Consider the following 26,971-nt stretch of genomic DNA (forward strand, 5'->3'; position numbering starts at 1 on the left):
CATTCTTAACCTAGATATGGATGTTTATAAGACTTTAGTCTACAAAAGATACATAGTTTTTTAAGAAATGAGCCTTTAATCAAAGCATGGACAATTTCCCGAACTTTTATACCAATATTGTAAAAAAGATGATAGTTTCGCAATTTTCCAACCCATGGTCCCGAATCTTTCATTATGAAAACAAACTGGTTATAATAAAAATATGATAGACAGGGAGGGTTGAAAGTGGAATATTCCAAACTAAAATTAAGCGAGGAAAAAGTATTTAAAGACCCTGTTCATCGATATGTTCATGTCAGTGATCAAGTCATATGGGACTTAATTGGAACAAAAGAATTTCAACGATTACGGAGAATTCGTCAATTAGGAACAACCTATTTTACTTTTCACGGTGCAGAACATAGCCGCTTTAATCATTCCTTAGGTGTCTATGAAATTGTTCGAAGAATTATTGATGATGTATTTGACGGACGCCCGGAGTGGAATGGTGATGAACGTCTGCTTTCTTTATGCGCCGCATTATTGCATGATTTGGGACATGGCCCGTTTTCCCACTCATTTGAAAAGGTATTTGCCTTAGACCATGAGGAATTTACTCAGCAAATCGTTACCGGGGAGACGGAGGTCAATGCCGTTTTACGCAAAGTTGACCAAGATTTTCCGAAAAAGGTAGCCGAAGTAATTGCGAAAACATATGAGAATAAGCTTGTGGTAAGTTTAATCTCGAGTCAGCTTGATGCAGATAGAATGGATTATTTACTTCGCGATGCCTATTTTACCGGGGTAAGCTACGGACATTTTGATATGGAAAGGCTTTTGAGGGTAATGAGGCCGCGTGAAGACCAGGTGGTATTTAAATATAGCGGGATGCATGCGGTTGAGGACTATATTATGAGCCGCTACCAGATGTATTGGCAAGTATATTTCCATCCGGTCACCAGAAGCTCTGAGGTTATTCTGACAAAGATTTTGCATCGAGCTAAATCATTACATGAAGAATATTATTCATTTAAGCATCATCCAATTCATTTTTATTCCCTTTTTGAGGATGAAATGACATTAGAAGACTATTTAAAATTAGACGAATCTGTCATATTATATTATTTTCAGATGTGGCAGGAAGAAGACGATCCTATTTTAAAAGATTTATGTACAAGATTTATGAATCGGAATTTATTTAAGTATGTCGAGTTCGATCCGGCAAAGCAATTTAAAGTGCATAGTCAATTAGAAAAATTGTTTGCGCGAGCAGGAATTGATCCGAATTATTATTTGGTTGTCGATTCATCATCTGATCTCCCTTATGATTTTTATCGTCCTGGTGAAGAAGAGGAGCGTCTGCCGATTCATTTATTAATGCCTAACGGAGAACTCCGAGAGCTGTCGAGGGAATCTGATATTGTCGATGCCATCTCTGGCAAGCGCCGTACAGATCATAAATTATATTATCCAAAAGATTTTATCTACGATGATTCAAACAATAAAGAAGTGAAGCAAGAAATTCGTTCTATTTTAGAGAGATTGAAATAGTTATTGGAAGCAGGAGATGAAGTTCTTTGTTAAAGGATCATGTAAGAATAATGAGTGCACTTTCAGCTTCAGGGGAAATTATTGGCCGTAAAAAGCTGCAAAAAATGATTTACATAGCCAAAAAGCTGAGCTTTCCTTTTCAGGAAAAATTCCAATTTCATTTCTATGGACCATACTCCGAGGAATTAACATTAAGGGTAGAAGAGCTTTATAATTTGGGATTTATTGAAGAGGTCAAGGAGAAAAAAGGCGGCTACTTTCAATATCGGTACACAATTACAGAAAATGGCCGTGAGTTTCTTCATTTATATGAAACGGAAATGCCTTGCTTAAAAGAATGTTTAACTAGCATGAATGAACAAAATTCCCGTTACTTAGAGCTTGTTTCGACCGTTTTATACTTTGACAATTTGTCTAAAGAGGAAGTTGTTGAAAAAATAAATAAAGTAAAGGCGAAGCAGCGATATACGGAGGAAGAAATCAATCAAGCATTTGATTATATTGAAGAACTAAAAAAAATAGCCAATCCGAGCTAATTGGCTGAAGTGCCCCCAAAATATAGAGACAGTCTAAAATTTGGGGGCACTTCATAATTGGATATTTTTATAACACAAATATTATTTGTCGCTTAAGCGCTTTCCACCCACTGCATAATGATTTTTCGACATTTCTTCGATAAATACAACGATATTTTCCTTCGGGGCATTCGCTGTTTCACTAACAGCTTGCGTTACCTTTTCCACTAACGCTTTTTTTTGTTCTTCTGTGCGTCCCTCTAGCATTTTTACCGTTATGTATGGCATAATGACAACTTCCTTTCTTTGTATAAAAATTATTTGAAAGTATAAACTTTGCGGATTTCTACGTCTCCTACCTACGATAAGTCAACATCAGGTGAAATTTGAAGAGCTAATTTCAATAGCTCGTGAACTACCTCAGCACGGTTTACTTTATCTCAGTCGAAGACTCCAAAGGTGAAATTATATAACAAATTTCACTCATCCATACGCCGATGAGCAAGGCGCATATACTTTTCTATATAAAAGTGTATGATTTTTGCAAAACGATAGCAAGCGGATTATATTAATATAAAGGCAAACAAAGTATACTTATATGTAGATAAGAATAGAATGAAAAAAATAAAGGGGATTGATCGTGGACTTTCTAAACAATATATTAAGATATCCATTACAAGAGATACCGTTTGTTGTCATTACACTGCTGATTGCATTTACTGTGCATGAATTTGCTCATGCCTATACAGCTTATAAGCTTGGCGATCCAACCGCACAAAAGCAAGGCAGATTAACATTAAATCCTATACACCATCTTGATCCACTTGGAACGATCTTAATTCTAATTGCGGGATTTGGTTGGGCGCGTCCGGTACCGGTGAACAGAAACTACTTTAAAAACCCAAGAGCAGCAGGTGTATTAGTATCCATTATGGGGCCATTAAGTAATTTAGTCATGGCTTTTATTGGATATGGTTTATGGTACTTTTTAGTTTTTAAAAATGGTGGATCCGGAGTCCCGTCTTTTGTTATGGATTTCCTACGTTATTTTACTGGCATAAATTTAGTATTAATGATTTTCAATTTAATCCCGCTGCCCCCTTTAGATGGATATAGGATCATTGAAGACCTTGTTAGTCCATCATTAAGGGCAAAATTAACTCAATATGAGCAATATAGTATTATTTTATTTCTTCTCATTCTGGTAACACCATTGGATCAATATACTATTTCACCTCTTATTGATCATGTTTCGCAATTCTTTTTTATGCGTTTTTCTGATATTTTCTCGGTGTTCTCATAGTTGTAAGGAGGCTTTTAATCATGGAATCAGGAAAAAATAAGCTTGAATTTAATATTATCAAAAAGGATCCCAGAGATGAGCATAAAGGCTTTGGTATGGGTTCATTAAGCTTAGATAATGTTTCTCCAGTCATTATTGATATTGAAGCAGGAGAGGCTGTTGTTGATATTGGTGCGATGCACGGCAAAAGTGCAGTTGAAAAGCGTGTCAAATTTCTGCCTAATAAGGAGGAGGTTCCTGCAGGCGCAAAATCTTACTGGCTTGTTTGGGTGACTATTGCACGCAAAGAAGATGGATTATATTATGCCGGTGCAACAGCATGTGAAATGACAGTGAACAAAGAGGCAAGACGAGGTTACAAGTCCTTGCCGGAGCATGTGAATCGCTTAGATAAATCACTCAAGCGGCAAATTATCGTCGATCATATGGATGAAAAATCGAAAAGGGTATTAGCTGACTTTTTGAAAAATCATGATGAAAACATGTGGAACCGTTCTAGTGAACAGTTGAAAAAAGATTTAGGAGTTTCCCAATAATTTACGAAAATGTGAACAAAATTTGACAGTTGCGCAAACCTAAATAAGTGGCTTGCTGATTCCTCAAAATATCAGTAAACTTAAAACTATGGTTTGCACATACAAATCTAGGACAAAAAAAACTCGGGCCGCACACCCGAGTTTTTTTATTGGCAATTTTTCTTTAACTTTGTTGTTTTTGTAGATGGAAACTTTAATAACATCATTATTTCAGTATAATACAATAACCCTTTACGAGGATTCTTAATAAAATACGAAAAGCAACACGTTAGAATCAGCTTTTGAATTTTTTATATACATATGAAACCAGCCTTTTATAACCATTTAAACAGCTTATGCAGCCAACCATCCTGCTTTTCCTTATGCTTTGGTATTGGTGTTTTTCCTTTTCCAGGATGTAGATTGCAGTAGTCAGTGGGTTCTGTGCCTGCAACAAAATACATATCCCTGGAAATGGGGCAGTCCTTGGTTGCGATTTTCCCACTCTGCGGGTCAATTGGAATTGAAATGACGCCTTTAGGAGCCTTAAAGGTTTTTACAGGCTCACCTTTCAGAGATTTTTCCATAAACCGAGTCCAAATTGTTTTTGCATATCGCTTGTCTTCGGCTAATGTAATTTCATCTCCTTTATCATATCCGGTCCATACACCCGCCGTTAGCTGCGGGGAGAATCCAATCATCCAGCTGTCCGTATTTGTCGAGCCTGATTTCCCGGCATATTGCCGCGTTAATTGATTAATAATGGTAGAGCCAGTAACAGAGGAGTAGCCATTAAGCTTTTTATCAAACATTCCGGTCATCATTTGTGTCATGACATAAGCAAGCTCTGGCTTTAACACTTGTTCTGACTGTTGCTTATATTCATATAGCACATTCCCTTGATAATCCTCTACTCTTGTAATAAAAATAGGATGAAGCTTTTTCCCGCCATTTGCAAGCATACTGTAGGCGTTCACCATGTCAATAACGTGGACGCCAGAGGTCCCAAGTGCAAGAGACGGGACCTTAGCCATTTTGGTTGTAATGCCAAAATCCTTTGCTGTTTTTATCAGTGCATTTTCTCCTAAAAATAGGTGTGTTTTAACAGCGTACACATTATCGGATAGAGCAAGTGCTTGCGCCATAGTAATGTCCCCGTTAGCATATTGGTCGTTGAAATTATGGGGAGTATACTCCGAATTTCCATTATCGAATTTAAAGGTCGTCTGTTCACTCCGCATCATTGTTGTTGGGGTAAAACCTTTCTCTAAAGCCGCATAATATAATAACGGTTTGATTGTAGAGCCGGGCTGTCTGCTTGCTTGAACGGCCCGATCGTATGGACTTTCATTATAATCCTTTCCGCCAACAAGCGCGGTAACAAATCCGTTTTTAGGATTCATCGCTGTAAAACCAACTTGAATATTGGAGTTCTTCGAAATGGTTTCTTTGATTACACCATCTGCAATTTCCTGCTGCTTTGTATCTAATGTTGTGTAAACTCGTAATCCTCCTAAGTCAATAGTGCGGTCATTTAATCCAAGTGCAGTTTTTAACTGATGTTTTACAATGTCCTGAAAATAAGGTGCTATTTCAGAGCGATGGTAAGTATGCATTCCTACGATTTTTAGCTTTTCATTTGCAGCGGATTTTGCCTCCTGATGTGTAATATATCCGTTTTGCTCCATGGAGTGTAAAATTAGAAGCTGTCTACTTTTTGCTTTCTTCATTGAAAAGAGGGGTGAATAAATGCTGGGTCCCTTTGGAATGCCTACAAGCATAGTGGCTTCAGCTAAACTTAATTGACTGGAATTTTTGCCAAAATAAAATTGACTTGCTGCTTGAATTCCGTATGCACCATGCCCATAATTGATCGTATTTAAGTATCCCTCCAGAATTTGCTTCTTTGTGTAGTTCATCTCGAGACGAATAGTATATAGAGCTTCGGAAATTTTCCTTGTCCATGTTTTGTCCATGGTTAGGAATAAATTTTTTGCATACTGCTGTGTAATGGTACTTGCACCTTGGACCTTATGCATAGCTATTACATCTGCCAGAATAGCGCCGCCAATACGTTTAACATCAAATCCATGGTGATGGTAGAAATTTTTATCCTCAATCGAAATGGTCGCATCTATAACATCTTGAGAAATATCATGTAATGGGACCCAGTACCGTTTTTGTCCGCTATTACTTTCTCCGATTATAGTCCCGTCATTTGAATAGTACAGGCTTGATTGCGGAACAGCTAAAGGCGGTGGTCCTAAAATTTTTGCATATATATATATCGCCAATATAAAAATGGACAAACCAATGGCGATAAAGAAAAGGGCAAATAATAGAAAGCGAAAGTACTTTTTGCTTTTTTGCATTCTAGGATTCGTGATTGTTTCCATTACTATCGCCTCACTTAAAGTAATACATTTTAAAATCTATTAGTCATTATGAAATAACGAAGCAGGTTTTAAACATTGAAATTGGAGAAAATTAAATGCAAGAAAAAAGAGAGGAATAATAATAAATATTTTTCTTGCATTTTCAAAAGAATTCTCTATACTTTTTCTCATGTTTGTATTTATTTTGTTAAAGGGAATAGTATAAGAGAATCTACTTTCAGAAAGGAAGAATAGAATGGCTGGACTTTGGTTTACTGAAAAGCAAACAGAAAATTACGGAATTACAATGAAAATTAATCAAACTTTACATACGGAACAAACAGAATTTCAACAATTAGATATGGTGGAAACGGCTGAATGGGGAAATATGCTCCTTTTAGACGGTATGGTCATGACAACGGAAAAGGATGAATTTGTGTATCACGAAATGGTTGCACATGTTCCATTGTTTACACATCCAAACCCTGAAACTGTACTTGTTGTAGGCGGAGGGGATGGCGGAGTAATCCGTGAAATCCTAAAACACCCAAGTGTAAAAAAGGCGACATTGGTTGATATCGACGGAAAGGTTATTGAGTATTCTAAAAAGTACTTACCAAGCATTGCCGGCGAATTGGACAATCCTCGTGTAGATGTACGTGTTGATGACGGATTCATGCATATTGCAAAAAGCGAAAATGAATATGATGTTATTATGGTAGACTCTACTGAACCGGTAGGTCCTGCTGTGAATTTATTTACAAAAGGTTTTTATGCCGGCATTGCAAAAGCACTGAAGGAAGATGGAATCTTTGTTGCCCAAACAGACAACCCATGGTTTAAAGCGGATTTAATCCGCGAGGTTCAAAAGGATGTAAAGGAAATTTTTCCAATTACTCGTCTTTATATTGCTAACGTTCCAACGTATCCAAGCGGAATGTGGACATTCACATTAGGCTCTAAGAAACATGATCCATTAGAAGTGAGTGAAGACCGTTTCCACGATATCGAAACAAAATACTATACGAAAGAGCTTCATAAAGCTGCTTTTGTTCTGCCAAAGTTTGTACAAGATCTAACTCGCTAAGGAGGGGTAACAATGCGCTTTGATGAAGCATATTCAGGAAATGTATTTATTCGCAGCCATCAAAATTACGAGGAGAGCCAGGCAGTTATCTATGGAATGCCAATGGATTGGACAGTAAGCTACCGACCGGGCTCCCGTTTTGGACCATCTCGTATTCGTGAAGTGTCTATCGGCTTAGAGGAATACAGTCCATATTTAGATCGTGAGCTGGAAGAGGTAAAATATTTTGATGCTGGGGATATTCCACTACCATTTGGAAATCCGCAAAGAAGTATTGAAATCATTGAAGATTATATTGATTCTCTTTTAAAGGATAGTAAATTCCCTATAGGAATGGGTGGAGAGCATTTAGTTTCTTGGCCGGTTATTAAAGCGATGTACAAAAAATATCCGGATTTAGCCGTTATCCATATGGATGCTCATACGGACCTACGCTCCGAATATGAAGGAGAGCCACTCTCTCATTCAACTCCAATCAGGAAAGCTGCAGAATTAATGGGTGGAGAAAATATCTTTTCATTTGGTATTCGTTCCGGAATGAAGGAAGAGTTCCAATGGGCGAAAGAGAATGGAATGTACATTGCAAAATTTGAAGTGCTGGAACCGTTGAAGGAAATTCTGCCTAAGCTAGCAGGACGCCCAGTATATGTAACAATTGATATCGATGTTCTCGACCCCGCACACGCTCCTGGAACAGGAACCGTAGACTGCGGAGGAATTACATCTAAAGAGCTCCTTGCCTCTATTCATGAAATTGCTCGTTCAAATGTAAAAGTTGTCGGCTGTGATTTAGTAGAGGTTGCACCGATTTATGACCCATCGGAGCAGACAGCGAATACTGCCAGCAAGCTAATTCGTGAGATGATACTTGGTTGGGTGAAATAAAATCAACCAAGTCGATTTTGATTTTAAAGGGTTCACTTTAGAAGTGGAGACAAGCATATAGAAAAGCAAGCACACTGGGTTTTACATTTGAATTTCCAGTGTGTTTTTTATTGTTATTTCAAGGATTGATATGGTTTTCCTACTTTTTCACATCCGAAAATTATGTAGTGATTCTTCTATACAATGTAGCCAAAACCATTCATTAATTCCCGAAAATGCGCTTGTACTACCATTTCGGTCACCAAAATCCAAGATTGATTCCCGAAAATGCGCTTGCACTACCATTTCGGTCACCAAAATCCAAGATTGATTCCCGAAAATGCGCTTGCACTACCATTTCGGTCACCAAAATCCAAGATTAATTCCCGAAAATGCGCTTGCACTACCATTTCGGTCACCAAAATGCAAGATTGATTCCCGAAAATGTACTTGCACTACCATTTCGGTCACCAAAATCCAAGATTGATTCCCGAAAATGGGCTTGTACTACCATTTCGGTCACCAAAATCCAAGATTGATTCCCGAAAATGGGCTTGTACTACCATTTCGGTCACCAAAATGCAAGATTGATTCCCGAAAATGGGCTTGTACTACCATTTCGGTCACCAAAATGCAAGATTGATTCCCGAAAATACGCTTGTGCTTCCATTCGGTCACCAAAACGCAAGATTGATTCCCGAAAATGCGTTTATACGACCATTTTGGTCATTAAATCCCACGTTTGATTACCTAGAATGTTCGATAAATTAAATTCAGCCATCAAATCATATGTGATTTGTTTTGGGAATTTAGTGGTAAAACACCTTGCGGATCAGTCCGTAATTTCCTCTGGTTTGTTTACTCCTTGAAGTCTCATTTACCAGCATGTTTTTATATTCAACATTATCGACTCCTCACTCCAAAAAACGGCCAACTTCGTTTATACTAATAAAATGAAAAACTATTTTTGGAAGTGACACCATTGGCTATTATTTTAACAATGTTTGCTTTAGGAGCCATCTTAGGCTTTATTGGGGCAGGAGGATCAGGATTCATCATTGCCATATTGACATTGGTATTTAATATTCCCATTCATACAGCATTAGGAACATCATTAACTGCTATGGCATTTACCAGTCTTTCTGGTGCATTTAGTCATTATCGAGAAGGAAATATTGCGGTAAAGGCAGGAATTGTTGTTGGACTATTTGGAGCAGGAGGATCTTTTGTTGGATCCAAAATAGCTGCTCTCATCCCAACAGACTATATGCACCTTTTTACAGCAGGCATGCTTTTTCTGTCAGCACTATTGCTTGTTGTTAGGTTATTTTTATTGAAGGAAAAAGCCTCTACAGATACAGTTGGACGGATAAATGCCGTTTTCGTGCTAAAGGCAGCCATATTAGGAATTGTAGTTGGAATTCTTTCAGGAACATTCGGAATCGGCTCAACGCCATTTATTCAATTGGGCTTGCTAACATTTTTAGGACTTACACTGCGCCAATCAGTTGGTACTACGATGCTTGTCATTGTCCCGATTGCGATAGGGGGCGGAATTGGTTTTACTTCAGAGGGATATTTAGACATTGTCTTGCTATTCCAAGTTTTAATCGGAACAATGCTAGGTGCCTATATAGGAGCAAAATTTACTAACCTTGTTCCAAAAGCAGTGTTAAAAACGGCGATGATTTTAACTCCTGCAGTATCAGCACTTATTCTTACGTTATAAAGGAGATGCTTATTTGATAAGTATCTTTTTTTTATGAAGGATAGAAGGAATTTATTCTAATCCAAGAAGTCCTGAATATTTTTAAATTGATTTTCCAACCAATTATTTTTATACTAAAAAGGTTATACTGATGAAAATGAAAAGGATGTGAATCGTTTGACAGTTGAAACAAGAAAGAGTGTGCCTGTCAAAATTCACTTGAAGACTACAATTGACCATGGCGGGGAAGCGGAAAACTACGAGCTGACCTTATTTGGAGAATATTATCAAAAAGAGCAAGCAGCTTTTTTAAAATATGAAGAACTCTTACAAGAAGGCTCCATTCAAACCATAGTGAAGTTCAAGGAACAGGAAGCATTAATTTTAAGGAGTGGCTCCATTAAAATGCGGCTTGCCTTTGATATTAATGATGAAAAAGGTGGTTCTTATGAGGGAGAATACGGTACATTATTGTTAACCACAACAACTAAGAGCCTAGAGAATAGGAAAAATGATTCCGAATTATTATCAGGACAGTTTATTTTAAAATATGACTTGAAAATGCAAGGATCTATCGTTGGTACATATGAAATGGTTTTAGAGTATAAGGAGGTTTCTGGCAAATGAATATAGCCGAACAAATTCAGGTGAATTTAAAAAGCGCGATAAAAGATGCAATAATAAAAGCAGGCTTAGCCGTAGAGGAGCAAATTCCCGAAATTATCTTGGAAACACCGAAAGATAAAGCTCACGGTGATTACGCGACGAATGCAGCAATGCAATTAGCTCGTGTTGCCAAAAAGGCACCGAAAATGATTGCGGAGGAAATTATTAACCATTTCGATCGTTCAAAGGCTTCTATTGAAAAAATAGAGCTTGCCGGACCGGGATTTATTAATTTCTATATGAATAACAGCTATTTAACCGATCTAATTCCATCTATATTATCAGAAGGAAGCGAATATGGCCGCTCTAATGCGGGAAAAGGCCAAAAGGTTCAAATAGAGTTTGTTTCGGCTAATCCTACTGGGGATTTGCATCTTGGACATGCCCGCGGTGCAGCTGTTGGGGATTCTCTATGCAATGTTTTAGATAAAGCAGGATATGAAGTAAGCCGTGAATATTATATTAATGATGCTGGTAACCAAATTCATAACTTGGCTTTATCTGTCGAAGCACGTTATTTTCAAGCGCTAGGACAAGATAAAGAAATGCCGGAAGATGGTTATCATGGCCAGGATATCGTGGGGATTGGCAAAAAATTAGCGGAGCAATATGGTGATAAATATGCTCAAGCGGATGAGAAGGAACGCTATGAGTTTTTCCGTCAATATGGTCTTGATTATGAAATGGCAAAATTAAAAACAGATCTTGAGAACTTCCGGGTTCCATTTGATGTATGGTACTCTGAAACATCCCTATATAAAAATGGGAAAATCGATGAAACATTGAAAGAGCTTCGCGAAAGAGGTCATGTCTACGATGAAGACGGTGCAACTTGGTTCCGATCTACAGATTTTGGTGACGATAAAAATCGTGTATTAATCAAAAACGATGGTTCTTATACGTATTTAACTCCGGATATCGCTTATCACAAGGACAAATTTGACCGCGGATTTGAAAAGCTGATTAATATTTGGGGTGCGGACCATCACGGTTATATCCCTCGTATGAAAGCAGCGATGGAAGCATTGGGATATAATCCTAACAATTTAGAGGTTGAAGTGATTCAGCTCGTTCATTTATATAAAAACGGCGAGAAAATGAAAATGAGCAAGCGCACCGGTAAAGCCGTTACAATGCGTGACTTGATTGAAGAGGTAGGCTTAGATGCTGTTCGTTATTTCTTTGCAATGAGAAGTGCGGATACACATATGGACTTTGACCTTGACTTAGCTGTTTCTCAATCAAATGAAAACCCTGTATATTATGCGCAATATGCTCATGCTCGGATTTGCAGTATTTTACGACAAGGGGAAGAGCAAGGCTTCTCTGTAAATGAAAATGCAAACGTAAAGCTGATTGAAGCAGAGAAGGAAATTGATTTATTAAAGAAAATGGGAGACTTCCCTTCAGCTATTGCGGAAGCAGCAGAAAAACGCATTCCACACCGAATTACTAATTATATATATGACCTAGCACAAGCATTTCATAGCTTTTATAATGCAGAAAAGGTATTGGATAAAGAAAATGAAGAGCTTACCAATGCTCGTCTAGCTTTAATTAAATCCGTTCAAATTACAATGAAAAATGCATTGGCTTTAATTGGAGTTTCCGCCCCGGAAAAAATGTAATATAGAGGACAGGTACCAAATTGGTACCTGTTTTTTTTCTGTCGAAATTTGAGGATTGAAATATTTCTTTAATATATTTAATGTAATAGTAATATTTGGTAAACTCATATTGTAAAAAAATTGAAAGGTGGATTGTATGAAAATCATACCTCGGCTTTTTATTGCAGTTATATGTATGAGTTTGTTCATAACCGGATGTAGGCAAACTACAAATAAAAAAAGCACGTCGAAAGAACATGCAGTTATACATCAAATTAAAAAGCAAAATATTTCTTCAGAAACTACAAATCCAAAAACATCCTCCAATGATTCTACAAATAGTAAAGCTCCAAAGCTTCAATTTTTTCAACTGTTTATGGTTAATAATACAACTGGATGGGCCTCAACTGGACAAAGAATATTTACCAAAAATCAAGATAAGTGGGTGGAAGTTACCCCTCACAAAGCTTCCAAGGAACAAAATGAATTTTTAACACTATATGCATTTAATGAGAAATTAGTTTGGACAGCGGATAGAGCAAATTTATATAAATCAACAGATGGCGGAAAAACATGGAATTCATCCCTAGTCCCAAAATTAAGAAAGGATGGTAAGGCAGATATCTCTAGTTTTTCCTTCATAAATCCCATAAAAGGTTGGATGTTAGTAAATCGTGGATATGGCTTAGGTCACAGCCCTTTTGATATATATCAAACAAGTAATCAAGGAACTTCATGGAATTTAGTCTATCATGTAGGTGATGATACGACGAAAGGTATTCGGGATACAAAAGATCCAAAATCTATCACATTCATTGACGGAAAACACGGATTTTTAACGGGTGATGGAAATGACCCTCATGAAGTCATTTTTTATAAAACGAATGATGGTGGCTGGACATGGCATCAATTAAATATTCCATTACCTAAATTGGAGGTCGATGATTTAATAAGTTATCGTCCACCACAATTTATGGACCAATTGAATGGATTTCTTACCGTTACGATAGAGGGAATGAAAAAGTACACAACACTCATTTACTCTAGCCCGGATCAAGGTAACCATTGGAAGCTGTTATCTAAGCTAGACGGAATAGGTGAAGAAAAGTTTTTAAATAACAAAATTGGTTGGGCAAATGTAAAGCATTCGATTAATAATGACGCCTCCATTCTTTACCAAACAAAAGATGGCGGAAAAACGTGGAATAAAATAGCTTCATTAACATACACCTTGCACAACCTGAAATTTACATCCGTACAAATTGGCTGGGGAATAAATGAGAAATCAGCACAAATCATGAAGTCAAATGACGGAGGAAGAACTTGGTACGTATTTAGTGAAATATCCAAAAAACGAAAAAATGAGCCTGCATTACTTCAGCTTTCCGACGCAAAAGGTGGTAAATTTTCCGTTCCTATTAAGTCGGTTCCAATATATGAAAAATATTTAGCTGATCAATCTGATAAAAAGCTCGAAATCTACAGGAGCTCAGCTAGTTACCTAAATCTTAAGAGTTCAGATGTTAGTTTTTACAACATTTTAGAGTATAACTGTGGAAATAAGTTATGCTCAAGCCTCCTTATTAAGATATCAAAGGATAAAAAAATTATATCTAGTATAGAACTGGGGAATGGAATCTTAATCGATAGGAAGCAGTCTCCGAATCTAGAAAATGTGGTTTTTCGTTATGGTGTTAACGAGGGCAACCTTGTAATAAGAAATAACATTATTCCTATTAATTTGAAAGACATGAAGTTATTACAGCCGAAAAGGAAAGTCTTATCTAGGGAGTTCATAAAAAAAGCTACTTGGCCAATTACTGAATATAAGTGGGTAAATAATAATACAGTTTCAATGCAATCCGCAGATATTCAAAAAACAGATTATGATTCACTGTTGAACTGGTATAAAAGTTCAAAAACTACAAAGAACATTACCCTCCATTTTAGAGAATATTAAATTATTGTTAATAAAGGGGTATTAATTCAATCAGGTAATGATTTATTTACTATTTCGGTCTCATATGCTGTTTTACATTAACAGCTTGTACTAATACAGGAAATCCAATCACCAAGAACGTAAGAAAGTGACTGCTGCTCAAAAAATTTCAAAAAAACCTTTTCCATTCAAAAAGACCAAAATGTATATCATTTTCAATATGATTCTGAGCTTGAAAAGAATAAAATTGTTGTTACTATGACTGCACAAGGTAATGTATGGGTTCCTGGCCCTAAGATGCTTTAATAAACGCTTGAAAACAAGCGTTATTCTAAATTAATCAATCATTTTTAGCAATAATTCAGGCATAACTCAAATTAATTCCGCCAAATAATGCAATAATCCCGCGAAACATAACAATAATCCCGCCAAACTCAAATGTCCCAACTGCACATTCAGCAATTGGGACATTCCTATAATAAATCAGCAACCACCTTAGCACAAAGTTCTTTTAACTTCGTACCAAACGTCGTATGTTCTAACTCCTCTATCGTAAGACGATGGGAGTCGGATATATCTTTTTCCATAACGGCGACCATCTTCTGTATAAAATCCTTATCATAAATATAACAATTAATTTCGAGGTTTAAGTAAATGCTTCTCCGGTCAAAATTAGCAGTCCCAATTTGACAAATTTCTTCATCCACGATAATAACCTTAGCGTGATAGAAACCATTTAGATATTGATAAACTTCGGCTCCGTGGCCAATTAAAGTACGAAAATAGGTGAAGGATGCCTCCTTGACTAAGAAATGATCGGCTTTTTTCGGGACAATAATTCTTATTTTTACACCACGTTTTAAAGCTTCCATCAATTTCTCTAAAATAATGATAGAAGGAATAAAATAAGGTGTTCCAATACAAATGGATGTTTTAGCGGAATCAAGCAGTTCGCAGATAGTATGTTCTAAGCGCAAGCCCTGAGTAGGAAAAAATTGATGTTGCATATCTCCTGTCGGAAGTGCAGAAAAAAAATATTTGTTTTCTTTTTCAATTATGTTATTGGAAGAGCGATTCCAATCTACCATGAACTCATCTTGCAAATCGCATACGCCTTCACCGAGAATGCGTAGATGGTAATCCCTCCATGGGGATAAAACGGAATCCTCGTCGATATATTCCTTCCCGACATTGTACCCGCCCACATATCCAATATTACCGTCAATGACCGAAATTTTACGATGGTTCCGCTGCTGTAGAGAAAAGAAAGGAAATGGAAATTTTAAACGGTTGCTATAAGCAACATGGCCCCCAGCATTCCTTATTTCTTTAATCAAGGATTTGGGAGTATTATGGCTCCCAAGCCAATCTAGTAAAAGACGAACCTCAACTCCTTCCTCCGCTTTTTGGATTAACAGCTGCAAAAATTCCTTACTGAAGAGGTCATCCTTTACGATATAAAATAAAATATGAATGCTTGAACGAGCATCTTTTATATCAGATAGAAATAAAGAAAAAAGATCCTTCCCGTGTGTAATAAGATGAATATCTCCTTTGCGCCGAGAATAGTTTCTAGAAAGGCTGTTCTGGTGAAAACTTTTCTTCCCCATTTTAAAATCAATAATGCAATAAGCTATAACTACTAAAATGAATAGGATAGGTAACAAAATCCATTTCATTATACCCTCTCCTCAAACTTCGTAAAGTCTTACTATTATAGCCAAAATGTGTCATAATCATGAGATGATTGTAAAATAGCCCAATTTGTACAATTCCCAAAAGATAGAGAGGTCATATTATTTTACCAATAATAATTTTTCAAAAAATCCTAACAAATGTGTTGACTGAATGCTCATTCATAATATAATGGAAGTAAGCAACATTCAGAAAATTTAGGTGTTTTTATTGGGGATTTCACCTTAGAGGGGAGTGTTTCACAAATATGAGTTGGTTATTATGGGTTAATTGGATTGCCTTCCTTTTTGTAACCGTTTACGCAATTTCCTTGTTTGTGTATGTTGTCAAAACGAGGGTTCAATATATCAAACTGGGGAAAAAAGTAGAGTTTGATAAGCGTATGAAGGAACGGCTGCAAAAGATTTGGGTCAACGTATTTGGACAAAAAAAGCTATTAAAAGATAAAAAGAGCGGTGCCATCCATGTGATGTTCTTCTATGGATTTATTTTAGTACAATTTGGTGCCATCGATTTTATATGGAGAGGGCTGGCGCCTGATTCACATCTGCCGCTTGGACCATTATATCCGGGCTTTACGTTTTTTCAGGAAATCGTTACGCTAGTAATTTTAGTTGCAACTTTTTGGGCTTTCTATCGCCGTTATATAGAAAAACTGGTCCGCTTGAAGCGTGGATTTAAATCAGGACTAGTATTGTTGTTTATCGGCGGATTAATGATTTCAGTTTTAATTGGAAGCGGAATGGGAATCATTTGGCACGGGGAAGAGCTGTCATGGACAGAGCCGATTGCATCCTGCATAGCTTTAGCATTAGGATGGATCGGCAAAACAGCTGCTGTTGTCATTTTCTATGTAGCCTGGTGGATTCATTTAATTTTCTTATTATCCTTCTTAGTATATGTTCCACAATCCAAACACGCACATTTAATCGCAGGTCCTGCGAATGTGTTTTTGAATCGTTTGGATGGAGTAGGAAAGCTAAGTCCTATAAATTTCGAAGATGAATCTCAGGAATCATTTGGTGTTGGGAAAATTGAGGATTTTAAACAACATCAATTAGTAGATTTATATGCATGTGTGGAATGTGGTCGATGTACGAATATGTGTCCTGCAACTGGAACAGGAAAAATGCTGTCTCCAATGGATTTAATTGTGAAATTAAGAGATCATTTAACCAATTATGGTGCTGCTGTAACTTCAAAACAACCTTGGGTGCCAACCTTTGCATTTTCAAATACAAAAGGAAATCAAATAGCATTAGCTAGCGCAGGACAAGGAGCTGAAGAATCAGCTGCTGCATTAAGCTACAGTCCAAGCCTGATTGGCGATATTATAACAGAAGAAGAAATCTGGGCTTGTACAACATGCCGCAACTGTGAAGATCAATGCCCGGTTATGAATGAGCATGTGGATAAAATTATCGACCTTCGCCGTTATCTTGTTTTAACAGAAGGAAAAATGAACCCTGATGCACAAAGAGCGATGCAAAATATCGAACGCCAAGGAAATCCATGGGGATTAAATCGCAAGGAGCGCGAAAATTGGCGCGATGCAAGAGAGGATGTTCAAGTTCCAACTGTGAAGGAAATGAAAAAAGCAGGAGAGGAATTTGAATATTTATTCTGGGTCGGCTCTATGGGATCGTTTGATAACCGAAGCCAAAAAATTGCTTTATCCTTTGCAAAACTTATGAATGAAGCAGGAGTGAAGTTTGCTATTCTAGGAAACAAAGAAAAGAATTCAGGAGATACAGCTCGCCGTTTAGGAAATGAATTTTTATTCCAAGAGCTTGCACAGCAAAACATTGATGAGTTCCAGAAAAATGATGTGAAGAAAATTGTTACGATTGACCCACATGCCTACAACATTTTCAAAAAGGAATATCCAGACTTTGGACTTGAAGCAGAGGTGTACCATCATACAGAGATTCTTCATAAGTTGTTGCTGGAAGGACGTCTTGTTCCAAAGTATGACGTGAAGGAAACGATTACCTTCCATGATTCATGTTATTTAGGACGTTACAATGACGTGTATGACCCACCACGTGAAATCTTGAAAGCATTACCAGGTGTTAAGCTTGTAGAAATGGAACGTAACCGTGATACAGGGATGTGCTGTGGTGCAGGTGGCGGATTAATGTGGATGGAAGAAGATACCGGCCATCGCATCAATGTGACACGTACGGAGCAAGCATTAGCGGTGAATCCATCTGTTATTAGTTCTGGATGTCCGTATTGCTTGACGATGTTGTCGGATGGTACAAAAGCGAAGGAAGTGGAGGACACGGTCAAAACATATGACGTGGCGGAACTTCTTGAAAAAGCTGTATGCGGCGAACCGGAACAGACAATTGTTGCATCATAGAAATTTTTTATTTGCGAATTTTTTATAAAATATTTCAATTCGAACTATTGATGATGTAAAATAAAGTTATAAAAATTAGAAGGGACTTCATATGTCCCTTTTCTATTATTTCATTGTCGAGCGAGCGTTCAGTCAATTTGGGGTTTGTAATAGTTCTTTATGAAAGCGGTTACCAATCGAATCGTTTTAGGAGGAGATCAAAATGGCAAAAACAGTAATACTAAGCGGCGCCAGAACACCATTTGGCAAATTTGGTGGCGGATTGAGTTCCTTAACAGCTTCACAACTGGGGGGGATAGTTGTAAAAGAAGCACTACATCGAGCTAATATCCAGCCTGAAGATGTCCAAGAGGTTATTTTAGGTACTGTATTGCAAGGTGGGCAAGGACAGATTCCTTCGAGACAGGCTGCGAGAGAAGCGGGAATTCCGTGGGAAGTGAAGACGGAGACTATTAATAAAGTTTGTGCTTCAGGGATGAGAAGTGTTACGTTGGCAGACCAAATCATTCGTGCAGGCGACGAAGAACTTATTATTGCCGGTGGAATGGAATCTATGTCTAATGCCCCTTATATCCTTCCAAAAGCAAGATGGGGATTAAGAATGGGTGATGCATCGCTTAAGGATTTAATGCTTCATGATGGATTAACCTGTTGTTTTACCGGTGTTCATATGGGAACTTACGGAAATAGCACTGCAGAGGAATTTCATATTACAAGAGAAGAGCAGGATGAGTGGGCTTACCGCAGTCATCAACGAGCTGTTCAAGCGATTGAAAAAGGATTGTTTGCGGAAGAAATAGTTCCAATTACCATTCCACAGCGAAAAGGAGAGCCAATTGTTATTCAAAGCGATGAGGCTCCCAGAAAAGATACCTCGATTGAGAAATTAGCGAAATTGTCTTCAGCATTTGATGAGACAGGAACGATTACGGCTGGCAATGCACCGGGTGTTAATGATGGTGCAGCTGCATTAGTTTTAATGAGTGAAGAAAGAGCGCAAAAGGAAGGAAGAGAGCCTTTAGCATATATTTTGGCTCATACCGCTATTGCAACGGAAGCGAAGGATTTTCCACAAACACCAGGATTAGTTATAAATGCACTCTTAAAGAAAACAGGTAAAACAGTTGATGATATAGATTTATTTGAAATTAATGAGGCTTTTGCCGCAGTTTCATTAGCAAGCAGCAAAATTGCGGGCCTTAATCCGGAAAAAGTCAATGTTAATGGTGGGGCTGTTGCACTGGGCCATCCAATTGGAGCAAGTGGTGCAAGAATCATCCTAACGCTTGCCTATGAATTAAAAAGACGCGGCGGCGGAATTGGAATTGCCGCCATATGTTCGGGTGGCGGCCAAGGTGACGCTATTATGATTGAGGTTAAATAAGAAAAGCGCAAACGAATTGCTCTTTGGCTAGCTGATAGGTGTTGGAGCAAGACTGAGTCAATACTCAGAAAATAATTATGGAGATAAATACTTATACTGTCTTATCTCTTAATAAAAGGGGGAAGGTATCATGAATATCAAAACAGTTATGGTTATTGGCGCTGGACAAATGGGGTCAGGCATCGCTCAAGTATGTGCGCAGGCTGGTTATAAAGTGATATTAAATGATTTGAAGGATGAATTTGTAGAAAAGGGCCTTGTTGTAATTTCAAAAAATCTTTCCCGACAAGTGCAAAAAGAAAGAATGACGGAAGATGATAAAAATAATATTCTGGCTAATTTAGTAAAATCTACGAATCTGGAAGATGCGAAAACGGCAGATATTGTAATTGAAGCTGCTGTTGAAAATATGGAGATAAAAACAAAGATTTTTGCAGATTTAGATAAAATTGCACCGGCGAATACCATTCTTGCTTCTAACACTTCATCATTGCCGATTACAGAAATCGCTGCTGCTACGAAGAGACCGGAAAAAGTCATTGGAATGCATTTTATGAATCCAGTGCCGGTGATGAAACTAGTGGAAATCATTCGTGGGCTTGCAACTGCAGACGAAGTTTATCAAGTCATTGAAGATATGACCAAATCATTAAACAAAGTGCCGGTAGAAGTAAATGACTTTCCAGGCTTTGTGTCTAATCGAATTTTAATGCCAATGATCAATGAAGCAATTTATACCCTATATGAAGGGGTAGCAACGAAAGAAGCAATTGATGAAGTAATGAAACTTGGGATGAATCACCCAATGGGGCCACTTACTCTTGCAGACTTTATCGGACTGGATACTTGCCTTTATATTATGGAGACCTTGCACGAAGGCTTCGGGGATGATAAATATCGCCCTTGTCCACTATTGAGAAAATACGTTAAAGCAGGATGGCTCGGAAAGAAATCGGGACGCGGTTTTTATAGCTATGAATAAAATAATAATAGATTAATAGTAATACAGCACAAAGGGGAGACGGGGATGAATTTACATTATACAGAAGAGCAAATCATGATGAGAAACATGGTTCGTGACTTTGCAAAAGACGAAATAGTCCCTTTTATAGACAGAATGGAAAATGGTGAATTTCCAAGAGAGATCCTTCGTAAAATGGGTGAACTAGGTTTGATGGGGATTATTGCTCCGCCAGAATATGGTGGAGCGGGAATGGATTTCACCTCTTATATAATTGCAATCCATGAATTATCTAAAGTGAGTGCAACAATTGGGGTAATTCTCTCCGTACACACATCTGTGGGCACAAGCCCAATCCTTTATTTTGGTACGGAGGAACAAAAGCAAAAGTATATTCCAAAACTTGCTTCCGGTGAATACTTAGGAGCATTCTGTTTAACGGAAGCAAGTGCAGGTTCGGATGCAAGAAGTCTAAGGACAAAAGCGGTCAAACAAGGGGATCAATATATATTAAACGGTTCGAAAATGTTTATTACCAATGGCGGTGAAGCAGATATCTATATTGTTTTTGCCAGAACGGATGAAGATGAAATTACTTCCTTTATTGTGGAAAAGGACACACCGGGGTTAATCATTGGTAAAGATGAGCATAAAATGGGGCTACACGGCTCAAGAACAGTTCAGCTTACCTTTGAAGATATGAAAATTCCTGAAAGTAATCGTTTAGGGGAAGAAGGACAGGGCTACAAAATTGCTATGGCCAATCTAGACAGTGGTCGTATAGGAATTGCTACACAGGCCCTCGGAATTGCAGAAGCTGCATATGAAAAGGCTGTTGAATATGCGAAAGAGAGAAAGCAATTCGGAAAGCCAATCGCTTCCCAGCAAGGAGTGGGCTTTAAGCTGGCAGATATGGCGACAAGTGTTGAAGCTGCGAAGCTTCTTGTATATCGGGCAGCTAATATGCGCACGGAAGGTAAGGAATGCGGAAAAGAAGCTTCCATCGCAAAACTGTTTGCTTCCCGCACTGCTGTAGAGGTATCGACGGAAGCAATCCAAGTGTTTGGAGGTTATGGATATACAAAGGATTACCCGGTGGAGCGTTATTTCCGCGATGCAAAAATAACGGAAATATATGAGGGAACAAGTGAAATTCAACGACTGGTTATCAGCAAACACTTACTCTAGGAGGACATAACAATGAATTTTAAACTATCTGAAGAACATGAAATGATTCGAAAAATGGTCCGTGACTTTGCGGAAAATGAAGTAGCTCCCACAGCAGCGGAACGCGATGAGGAGGAACGATTTGACCGTGAAATATTCGATAAAATGGCTGAACTGGGGCTAACAGGCATACCTTGGCCGGAAGAATACGGCGGTATTGGAAGCGACTATCTAGCTTATTGTATTGCTGTGGAAGAGCTGTCAAGGGTTTGTGCTTCAACTGGGGTTACTTTATCCGCCCATACATCATTGGCTGGTTGGCCAATTTATAAGTTTGGCTCGGAGGAACAAAAGCAAAAATATTTACGCCCAATGGCAGAAGGAAAGAAAATTGGTGGTTATGGGTTAACAGAACCAGGATCAGGTTCAGATGCAGGCGGTATGAGAACAACAGCGAGGTTGGAAGGCGACCACTATGTATTGAACGGTTCAAAAATATTCATAACAAACGGTGGAGTGGCAGATATCTATGTTGTGTTTGCCTTAACCGATCCGTCATCTAAGCATAAAGGAACTAGTGCATTTATTATCGAATCTGACTTCCCGGGATTCTCTGTGGGTAAGAAGGAGAAAAAGCTGGGTATCCGTTCATCTCCAACAACCGAGATTATTTTTGAAGATTGTATCGTTCCAAAAGAAAACCTTCTTGGTGAAGAGGGAGATGGATTTAAGGTTGCAATGATGACCTTAGATGGAGGACGTAATGGAATTGCAGCCCAAGCAGTCGGTATTGCCCAAGGGGCACTTGATGCAGCAGTTGCATATGCGAAAGAACGTCAACAATTCGGCAAACCAATTGTTGCAAACCAAGGAATCTCCTTTAAATTAGCGGATATGGCGACCAATGTGGAAGCATCTCGTCTATTAACCTATCAAGCGGCATGGTTAGAATCGAATGGGCTTCCTTATGGAAAAGAGTCTGCTATGTCAAAGCTTTTTGCTGGAGACACTGCGATGAAGGTAACAACAGAGGCAGTTCAAGTATTTGGCGGTTATGGGTATACAAAAGATTATCCGGTCGAAAGATTTATGCGCGATGCAAAGATTACGCAAATCTATGAAGGAACACAGGAGATTCAAAGATTAGTAATTTCACGAATGCTAACAAAGTAATGGGATAAAACGGTTAACAAGGGGATTTTTATAAATTACACGATTTCTTAAGGAGGCGATTGAGGAAGTGAATATAAAACGCCAAGTCCATGCCTCTGTTAAAGATGAAAGATTAGTGAAGATGCGGAGAAACCAAATGATCCGGGGAGCAGTAGCCCTTTTTAAACAAAAGGGCTTTCATCGTACCACTACACGGGAAATAGCCCAAGCAGCAGGATTCAGCATCGGAACATTATACGAATATATACGGACAAAAGAGGATGTTTTGTATTTAGTGTGTGACAGCATCTATGATCAGGTACGCGAACGGCTTCAAGGTATGGATGTAGATAAGGGAACGTTAGATAGCTTAAAACTCGGAATCGCTCATTATTTTAAAATTATGGATGAAATGCAGGATGAAGTTCTTGTCATGTATCAGGAAGCGAAATCATTATCGAAGGATGCCCTCCCATATGTTTTGAAAAAGGAATTAGAAATGGTTGGGATGTTTGAAACAATTATTAGGCGTTGTATAGATAATGGTGAGCTTGTTATGAATGAGGAGCATATTGATTTATTATCCCATAATATATTTGTTCAAGGTCAAATGTGGGGATTTCGCAGATGGGCTTTAGGAAAAAGCTATACAATTGACGATTACATTAAAGTACAAACCGATTTACTTTTTACAGGAATTGAACAATACCAAACAAAACTGTGAACAGGGGGATGAAAATGAGCACAGTCGAAATATATCGGCCAAAACATGCGGTTCGTTTTGTTACTGCATCAAGTCTTTTTGATGGTCACGATGCATCCATCAATATTATGCGTAGAATTTTGCAATCAAGCGGGGCCGAGGTAATCCATCTTGGTCATAACCGTTCAGTGGAAGAGGTTGTAAACGCCGCCATCCAAGAGGATGTTCAAGGAATAGCCATTTCATCATACCAAGGTGGTCATGTCGAATACTTTAAGTATATGTATGATTTATTGAAGGAAAGAGGCGCTTCACATATCCGAATTTATGGTGGAGGCGGAGGGGTAATTATCCCACGTGAAATTAAAGAGTTGCACGATTACGGAATTGCACGTATCTTTTCTCCGGACGACGGCAGGGAACATGGTCTTCAAGGGATGATCAATATTATGCTGCAGGAATGCGATCATCCGACTTTTAATGGCTCTTTGCAGGAAGAGATAGAAAAGCTGCAATCAGGGAATATCAATGCAGTTGCTAAACTCATTACTATTGCGGAAAATCAGTTACAGTTAAAGGATGAAGCGGCAGCAGCTATTGAAAATGCCCTTCAAGAATTAAAAACAATTGCTGCAAAAACTCCAGTGATTGGCATAACTGGCACAGGCGGAGCAGGAAAAAGCTCCTTAACAGATGAATTAATACGCCGTTTTTTGAATGAAATTCCGGATAAAAGGATCGCGATTCTTTCCGTTGATCCAACTAAACAAAAAACTGGCGGTGCGTTGTTAGGTGATAGAATTCGCATGAACGCCATTTTTAATTCAAGGGTGTATATGAGAAGCTTAGCAACTCGCGGTTCCAGAACTGAGCTGTCCCTTGCCATTAAAGACGCTATTAATGTCGTGAAAGCTGCTGGATTCGATTTAATTATGGTGGAAACAAGCGGCATTGGACAGGGTGACGCAGAAATTACGGAGATTTGTGATATCTCTATGTATGTGATGACAAGTGAATTTGGTGCTCCATCTCAACTGGAAAAAATCGATATGATTGATTATGCTGATCTTATTGTCATCAATAAATTTGAACGTCAAGGCTCAGAGGATGCTAGAAGCCAAGTTAGAAAGCAGTATCAGCGCAGCCATTTGCTATTTAATCAAGATTTGAAAAATATGCCTGTATATGGCACTATCGCAAGTCAATTTAATGATCCGGGAACAAATGCACTGTTTGCGGCTTTGATTGAAAAAGTGAATGAAAAAGCAAAATTAGATTGGAAAGTACCTTTTTCAAAGGATGCAAAAGTGGAAAAGCAAAATGTCATTATTCCAAATAGTCGAAGATATTATTTGCGGGAAATTTCCGACACTGTTAGAAGCTATCACAAGAAAGCAGAAGAACAGGTTCGTTATGCGAGGAAGCTTTTTCAGCTAGAAGGTGCCATCAGTGCTGCAAAAGAGACTGGATTAAATGATGAAGTAATTTCACAACTGGAAGGATTGAAAAAAGAAACAGAGGAAAAGCTTACCTCCGAATCTAAAAAAATATTAAGCAGCTGGAAAGAACAAAAAGCAAAATATGCAGGCGATCGATTTATTACCAAAATACGAGATAAAGAAATTATAACCGAATTAAAGACTACGAGTTTATCAGGTTTAAAAATTCCTAAAGTTGCACTTCCTAAATATGAGGATTATGGTGAAATTCTAGGTTGGGTCTACAGAGAAAATGTTCCTGGATCCTTTCCATTTACGGCAGGAGTATTCCCGTTTAAACGGGAAGGGGAAGATCCGAAGCGCCAATTCGCCGGGGAAGGTACTCCGGAAAGAACGAATCGCAGGTTTCACTACTTATCAAAGGATGACAATGCAAAACGTCTAAGTACGGCATTCGACTCTGTTACTTTATACGGGGAGGACCCGGATTATCGTCCAGATATTTACGGGAAGGTAGGAGAATCCGGAGTTAGTATTTGTACGCTTGATGATATGAAAAAACTATATGATGGCTTTGACTTATGCCATCCATCTACTTCTGTTTCAATGACGATTAATGGGCCAGCGCCAATTATTTTAGCAATGTTTATGAACACAGCTATCGACCAGCAGGTTCAGATGAAAGAAGCAGAGCTTGGCAGAATGCTAACAGTAGAAGAATTTACAGAGGTAAAAGCAGCAACTCTGCAAGTTGTTCGAGGTACGGTTCAGGCTGATATTTTAAAAGAAGATCAAGGTCAGAATACTTGTATTTTTTCCACTGAATTTGCCTTAAGAATGATGGGAGATATTCAGCAATATTTTATCGATCATAAAGTACGGAATTATTACTCTGTATCCATTTCCGGCTACCATATTGCAGAAGCAGGTGCAAATCCGATATCACAGCTTGCGTTCACATTAGCAAATGGATTTACCTATGTTGAATATTATTTAAGCCGTGGCATGAATATTAATGATTTCGCACCAAACCTATCCTTCTTCTTCTCTAACGGACTAGATCCAGAGTATTCTGTCATTGGGAGGGTTGCAAGAAGAATATGGGCAACGGTAATGAGAGATAAATATGGTGCAAATGAAAGAAGCCAGAAATTAAAGTACCATATACAAACATCAGGACGTTCCCTGCATGCACAGGAAATTGATTTTAATGACATTCGTACAACCTTACAAGCATTAATGGCTCTGCATGATAACTGTAATTCTCTTCATACAAATGCATATGATGAGGCGATTACAACTCCTACAGAGGAATCTGTAAGACGAGCAATGGCAATTCAAATGATTATTACAAAGGAACATGGTTTAACCAAAAATGAAAATCCATTACAAGGTTCCTTTATCATTGAGGAATTAACAGATCTTGTAGAAGAGGCAGTTCTTACAGAATTTGAACGTATTAATGACCGTGGTGGTGTACTTGGAGCGATGGAAACCCAATATCAACGCGGAAAAATTCAGGAAGAATCCATGTATTATGAAATGAAGAAGCATACAGGTGAATTACCGATTATTGGGGTTAATACGTATTTAAATCCAAATCCTCCATCAGAGGAAGAAATGAATAATATTGAATTAGCACGTGCTACAACAGAAGAAAAAGAAACACAAATCCGCAACCTACAATCATTTAAGGATCGCAATATGGACAAAGTAGAGGAAGCGCTAAGTAGATTAAAACAAACCGCTATGGATAACGGCAATATCTTTGAAGAAATGATGGAAACCGTTAAAGTGGCTAGCCTTGGACAGATTACTCAAGCTTTATATGAGGTAGGCGGACAATATAGAAGAAATATGTAAAGGACTCAAAATAGCTCTGATGAAATAAACAGAGCTATTTTGTTTTCAAGAATATTGCATATGAATAAAAAAAAGGTAAAATGAATAGTGAATTAATAGATACAAAAATTAATAAAATGAATAATTACGTACA

21 protein-coding genes are annotated in these 26,971 nt (G+C 38.0%); 17 read left to right on the forward strand and 4 right to left on the reverse strand.

The window, feature by feature from the left end; all coding sequences use genetic code 11:
* Positions 1–225: 225 nt before the first annotated feature.
* Positions 226–1,530, forward strand: a complete 1,305-nt coding sequence (locus KHA87_RS19105; RefSeq protein ID WP_213095780.1) for an HD domain-containing protein — start codon at positions 226–228, stop codon at positions 1,528–1,530.
* A 26-nt stretch (positions 1,531–1,556) separates the two neighbouring features.
* Positions 1,557–2,066: a YwgA family protein gene (locus tag KHA87_RS19110; RefSeq protein WP_213095781.1), complete on the forward strand. Its 510-nt coding sequence runs from the start codon at positions 1,557–1,559 to the stop codon at positions 2,064–2,066.
* Positions 2,067–2,147: 81 nt separating this feature from the next.
* Here the strand turns inward: KHA87_RS19110 and KHA87_RS19115 are convergent, their stop codons facing one another.
* Complete coding sequence (locus tag KHA87_RS19115) at positions 2,148–2,411, reverse strand: 2-hydroxymuconate tautomerase (protein ID WP_481748385.1); 264 nt, start codon at positions 2,409–2,411, stop codon at positions 2,148–2,150.
* A gap of 274 nt (positions 2,412–2,685) precedes the next feature.
* Here KHA87_RS19115 and KHA87_RS19120 point away from each other — a divergent pair, with 274 nt between their 5' ends.
* Positions 2,686–3,348, forward strand: a complete 663-nt coding sequence (locus KHA87_RS19120) for a site-2 protease family protein (RefSeq protein ID WP_213095783.1) — start codon at positions 2,686–2,688, stop codon at positions 3,346–3,348.
* Positions 3,349–3,368: 20 nt separating this feature from the next.
* Entirely contained in the window at positions 3,369–3,884 is a 516-nt protein-coding gene (locus tag KHA87_RS19125; protein WP_213095784.1) for a YwhD family protein, read from the forward strand.
* A gap of 314 nt (positions 3,885–4,198) precedes the next feature.
* Here the strand turns inward: KHA87_RS19125 and KHA87_RS19130 are convergent, their stop codons facing one another.
* The gene (locus KHA87_RS19130) at positions 4,199–6,259 is read right to left on the reverse strand and encodes a transglycosylase domain-containing protein (RefSeq protein WP_213095785.1); all 2,061 of its coding nucleotides are present in this window, start codon (positions 6,257–6,259) and stop codon (positions 4,199–4,201) included.
* A gap of 235 nt (positions 6,260–6,494) precedes the next feature.
* On the opposite strand from KHA87_RS19130, the gene speE reads away from it, so the two are divergent.
* From speE to KHA87_RS19160, 6 genes are all read left to right on the forward strand, one after another.
* Positions 6,495–7,325 carry a spermidine synthase gene (gene speE / locus KHA87_RS19135; RefSeq protein ID WP_213095786.1) on the forward strand — a complete coding sequence of 277 codons (831 nt, stop codon included), beginning with the start codon at positions 6,495–6,497 and terminating at the stop codon, positions 7,323–7,325.
* A gap of 12 nt (positions 7,326–7,337) precedes the next feature.
* Positions 7,338–8,210 (forward strand): agmatinase, encoded by an 873-nt coding sequence (gene speB, locus KHA87_RS19140; protein WP_213095787.1) that lies wholly within the window; start codon positions 7,338–7,340, stop codon positions 8,208–8,210.
* Between the two features lie 961 nt (positions 8,211–9,171).
* On the forward strand, positions 9,172–9,918 hold the full coding sequence (locus tag KHA87_RS19145) for a sulfite exporter TauE/SafE family protein (RefSeq protein ID WP_213095788.1): 747 nt from the start codon (positions 9,172–9,174) through the stop codon (positions 9,916–9,918).
* Between the two features lie 156 nt (positions 9,919–10,074).
* Complete coding sequence (locus KHA87_RS19150) at positions 10,075–10,524, forward strand: YwiB family protein (RefSeq protein ID WP_249310624.1); 450 nt, start codon at positions 10,075–10,077, stop codon at positions 10,522–10,524.
* Complete coding sequence (argS, locus tag KHA87_RS19155) at positions 10,521–12,191, forward strand: arginine--tRNA ligase (protein ID WP_213095790.1); 1,671 nt, start codon at positions 10,521–10,523, stop codon at positions 12,189–12,191. The genes KHA87_RS19150 and argS overlap by 4 nt, the downstream gene beginning before the upstream one ends.
* Before the next feature lie 136 nt (positions 12,192–12,327).
* Positions 12,328–14,130: a beta propeller repeat protein gene (locus KHA87_RS19160; RefSeq protein ID WP_213095791.1), complete on the forward strand. Its 1,803-nt coding sequence runs from the start codon at positions 12,328–12,330 to the stop codon at positions 14,128–14,130.
* A gap of 340 nt (positions 14,131–14,470) precedes the next feature.
* Here KHA87_RS19160 and KHA87_RS22470 read toward each other — a convergent pair whose 3' ends face one another.
* Both KHA87_RS22470 and cls read right to left on the reverse strand, forming a co-directional pair.
* Positions 14,471–14,599 carry a hypothetical protein gene (locus KHA87_RS22470; RefSeq protein WP_283249467.1) on the reverse strand — a complete coding sequence of 43 codons (129 nt, stop codon included), beginning with the start codon at positions 14,597–14,599 and terminating at the stop codon, positions 14,471–14,473.
* Entirely contained in the window at positions 14,583–15,788 is a 1,206-nt protein-coding gene (gene cls / locus KHA87_RS19165) for a cardiolipin synthase (RefSeq protein ID WP_213095792.1), read from the reverse strand. Before cls ends, KHA87_RS22470 begins: the two co-directional genes overlap by 17 nt.
* Positions 15,789–16,051: 263 nt before the next feature.
* Here cls and KHA87_RS19170 point away from each other — a divergent pair, with 263 nt between their 5' ends.
* The 7 genes from KHA87_RS19170 (at position 16,052) to icmF (ending at position 26,838) form a co-directional block, all read left to right on the forward strand.
* Positions 16,052–18,169, forward strand: a complete 2,118-nt coding sequence (locus tag KHA87_RS19170; RefSeq protein WP_213095793.1) for a 4Fe-4S dicluster domain-containing protein — start codon at positions 16,052–16,054, stop codon at positions 18,167–18,169.
* Between the two features lie 202 nt (positions 18,170–18,371).
* Positions 18,372–19,553 (forward strand): acetyl-CoA C-acetyltransferase, encoded by a 1,182-nt coding sequence (locus KHA87_RS19175; RefSeq protein WP_213095794.1) that lies wholly within the window; start codon positions 18,372–18,374, stop codon positions 19,551–19,553.
* A 130-nt stretch (positions 19,554–19,683) separates the two neighbouring features.
* Complete coding sequence (locus tag KHA87_RS19180) at positions 19,684–20,535, forward strand: 3-hydroxybutyryl-CoA dehydrogenase (RefSeq protein WP_213095795.1); 852 nt, start codon at positions 19,684–19,686, stop codon at positions 20,533–20,535.
* Between the two features lie 45 nt (positions 20,536–20,580).
* The gene (locus KHA87_RS19185) at positions 20,581–21,702 is read left to right on the forward strand and encodes an acyl-CoA dehydrogenase (protein ID WP_213095796.1); all 1,122 of its coding nucleotides are present in this window, start codon (positions 20,581–20,583) and stop codon (positions 21,700–21,702) included.
* Between the two features lie 12 nt (positions 21,703–21,714).
* Complete coding sequence (locus tag KHA87_RS19190) at positions 21,715–22,854, forward strand: acyl-CoA dehydrogenase (RefSeq protein WP_213095797.1); 1,140 nt, start codon at positions 21,715–21,717, stop codon at positions 22,852–22,854.
* A gap of 121 nt (positions 22,855–22,975) precedes the next feature.
* Positions 22,976–23,557: a TetR/AcrR family transcriptional regulator gene (locus KHA87_RS19195; protein WP_249310664.1), complete on the forward strand. Its 582-nt coding sequence runs from the start codon at positions 22,976–22,978 to the stop codon at positions 23,555–23,557.
* Positions 23,558–23,571: 14 nt separating this feature from the next.
* A complete protein-coding gene (gene icmF / locus KHA87_RS19200; RefSeq protein ID WP_213095799.1) occupies positions 23,572–26,838 on the forward strand; it encodes a fused isobutyryl-CoA mutase/GTPase IcmF in 3,267 nt (1,088 codons plus the stop codon).
* Positions 26,839–26,971: the final 133 nt, after the last annotated feature.

The sequence above is a fragment of the Bacillus sp. FJAT-49736 genome (assembly GCF_018343615.1).
Classification (GTDB): Bacteria; Bacillota; Bacilli; order Bacillales; family Bacillaceae_C; genus Margalitia.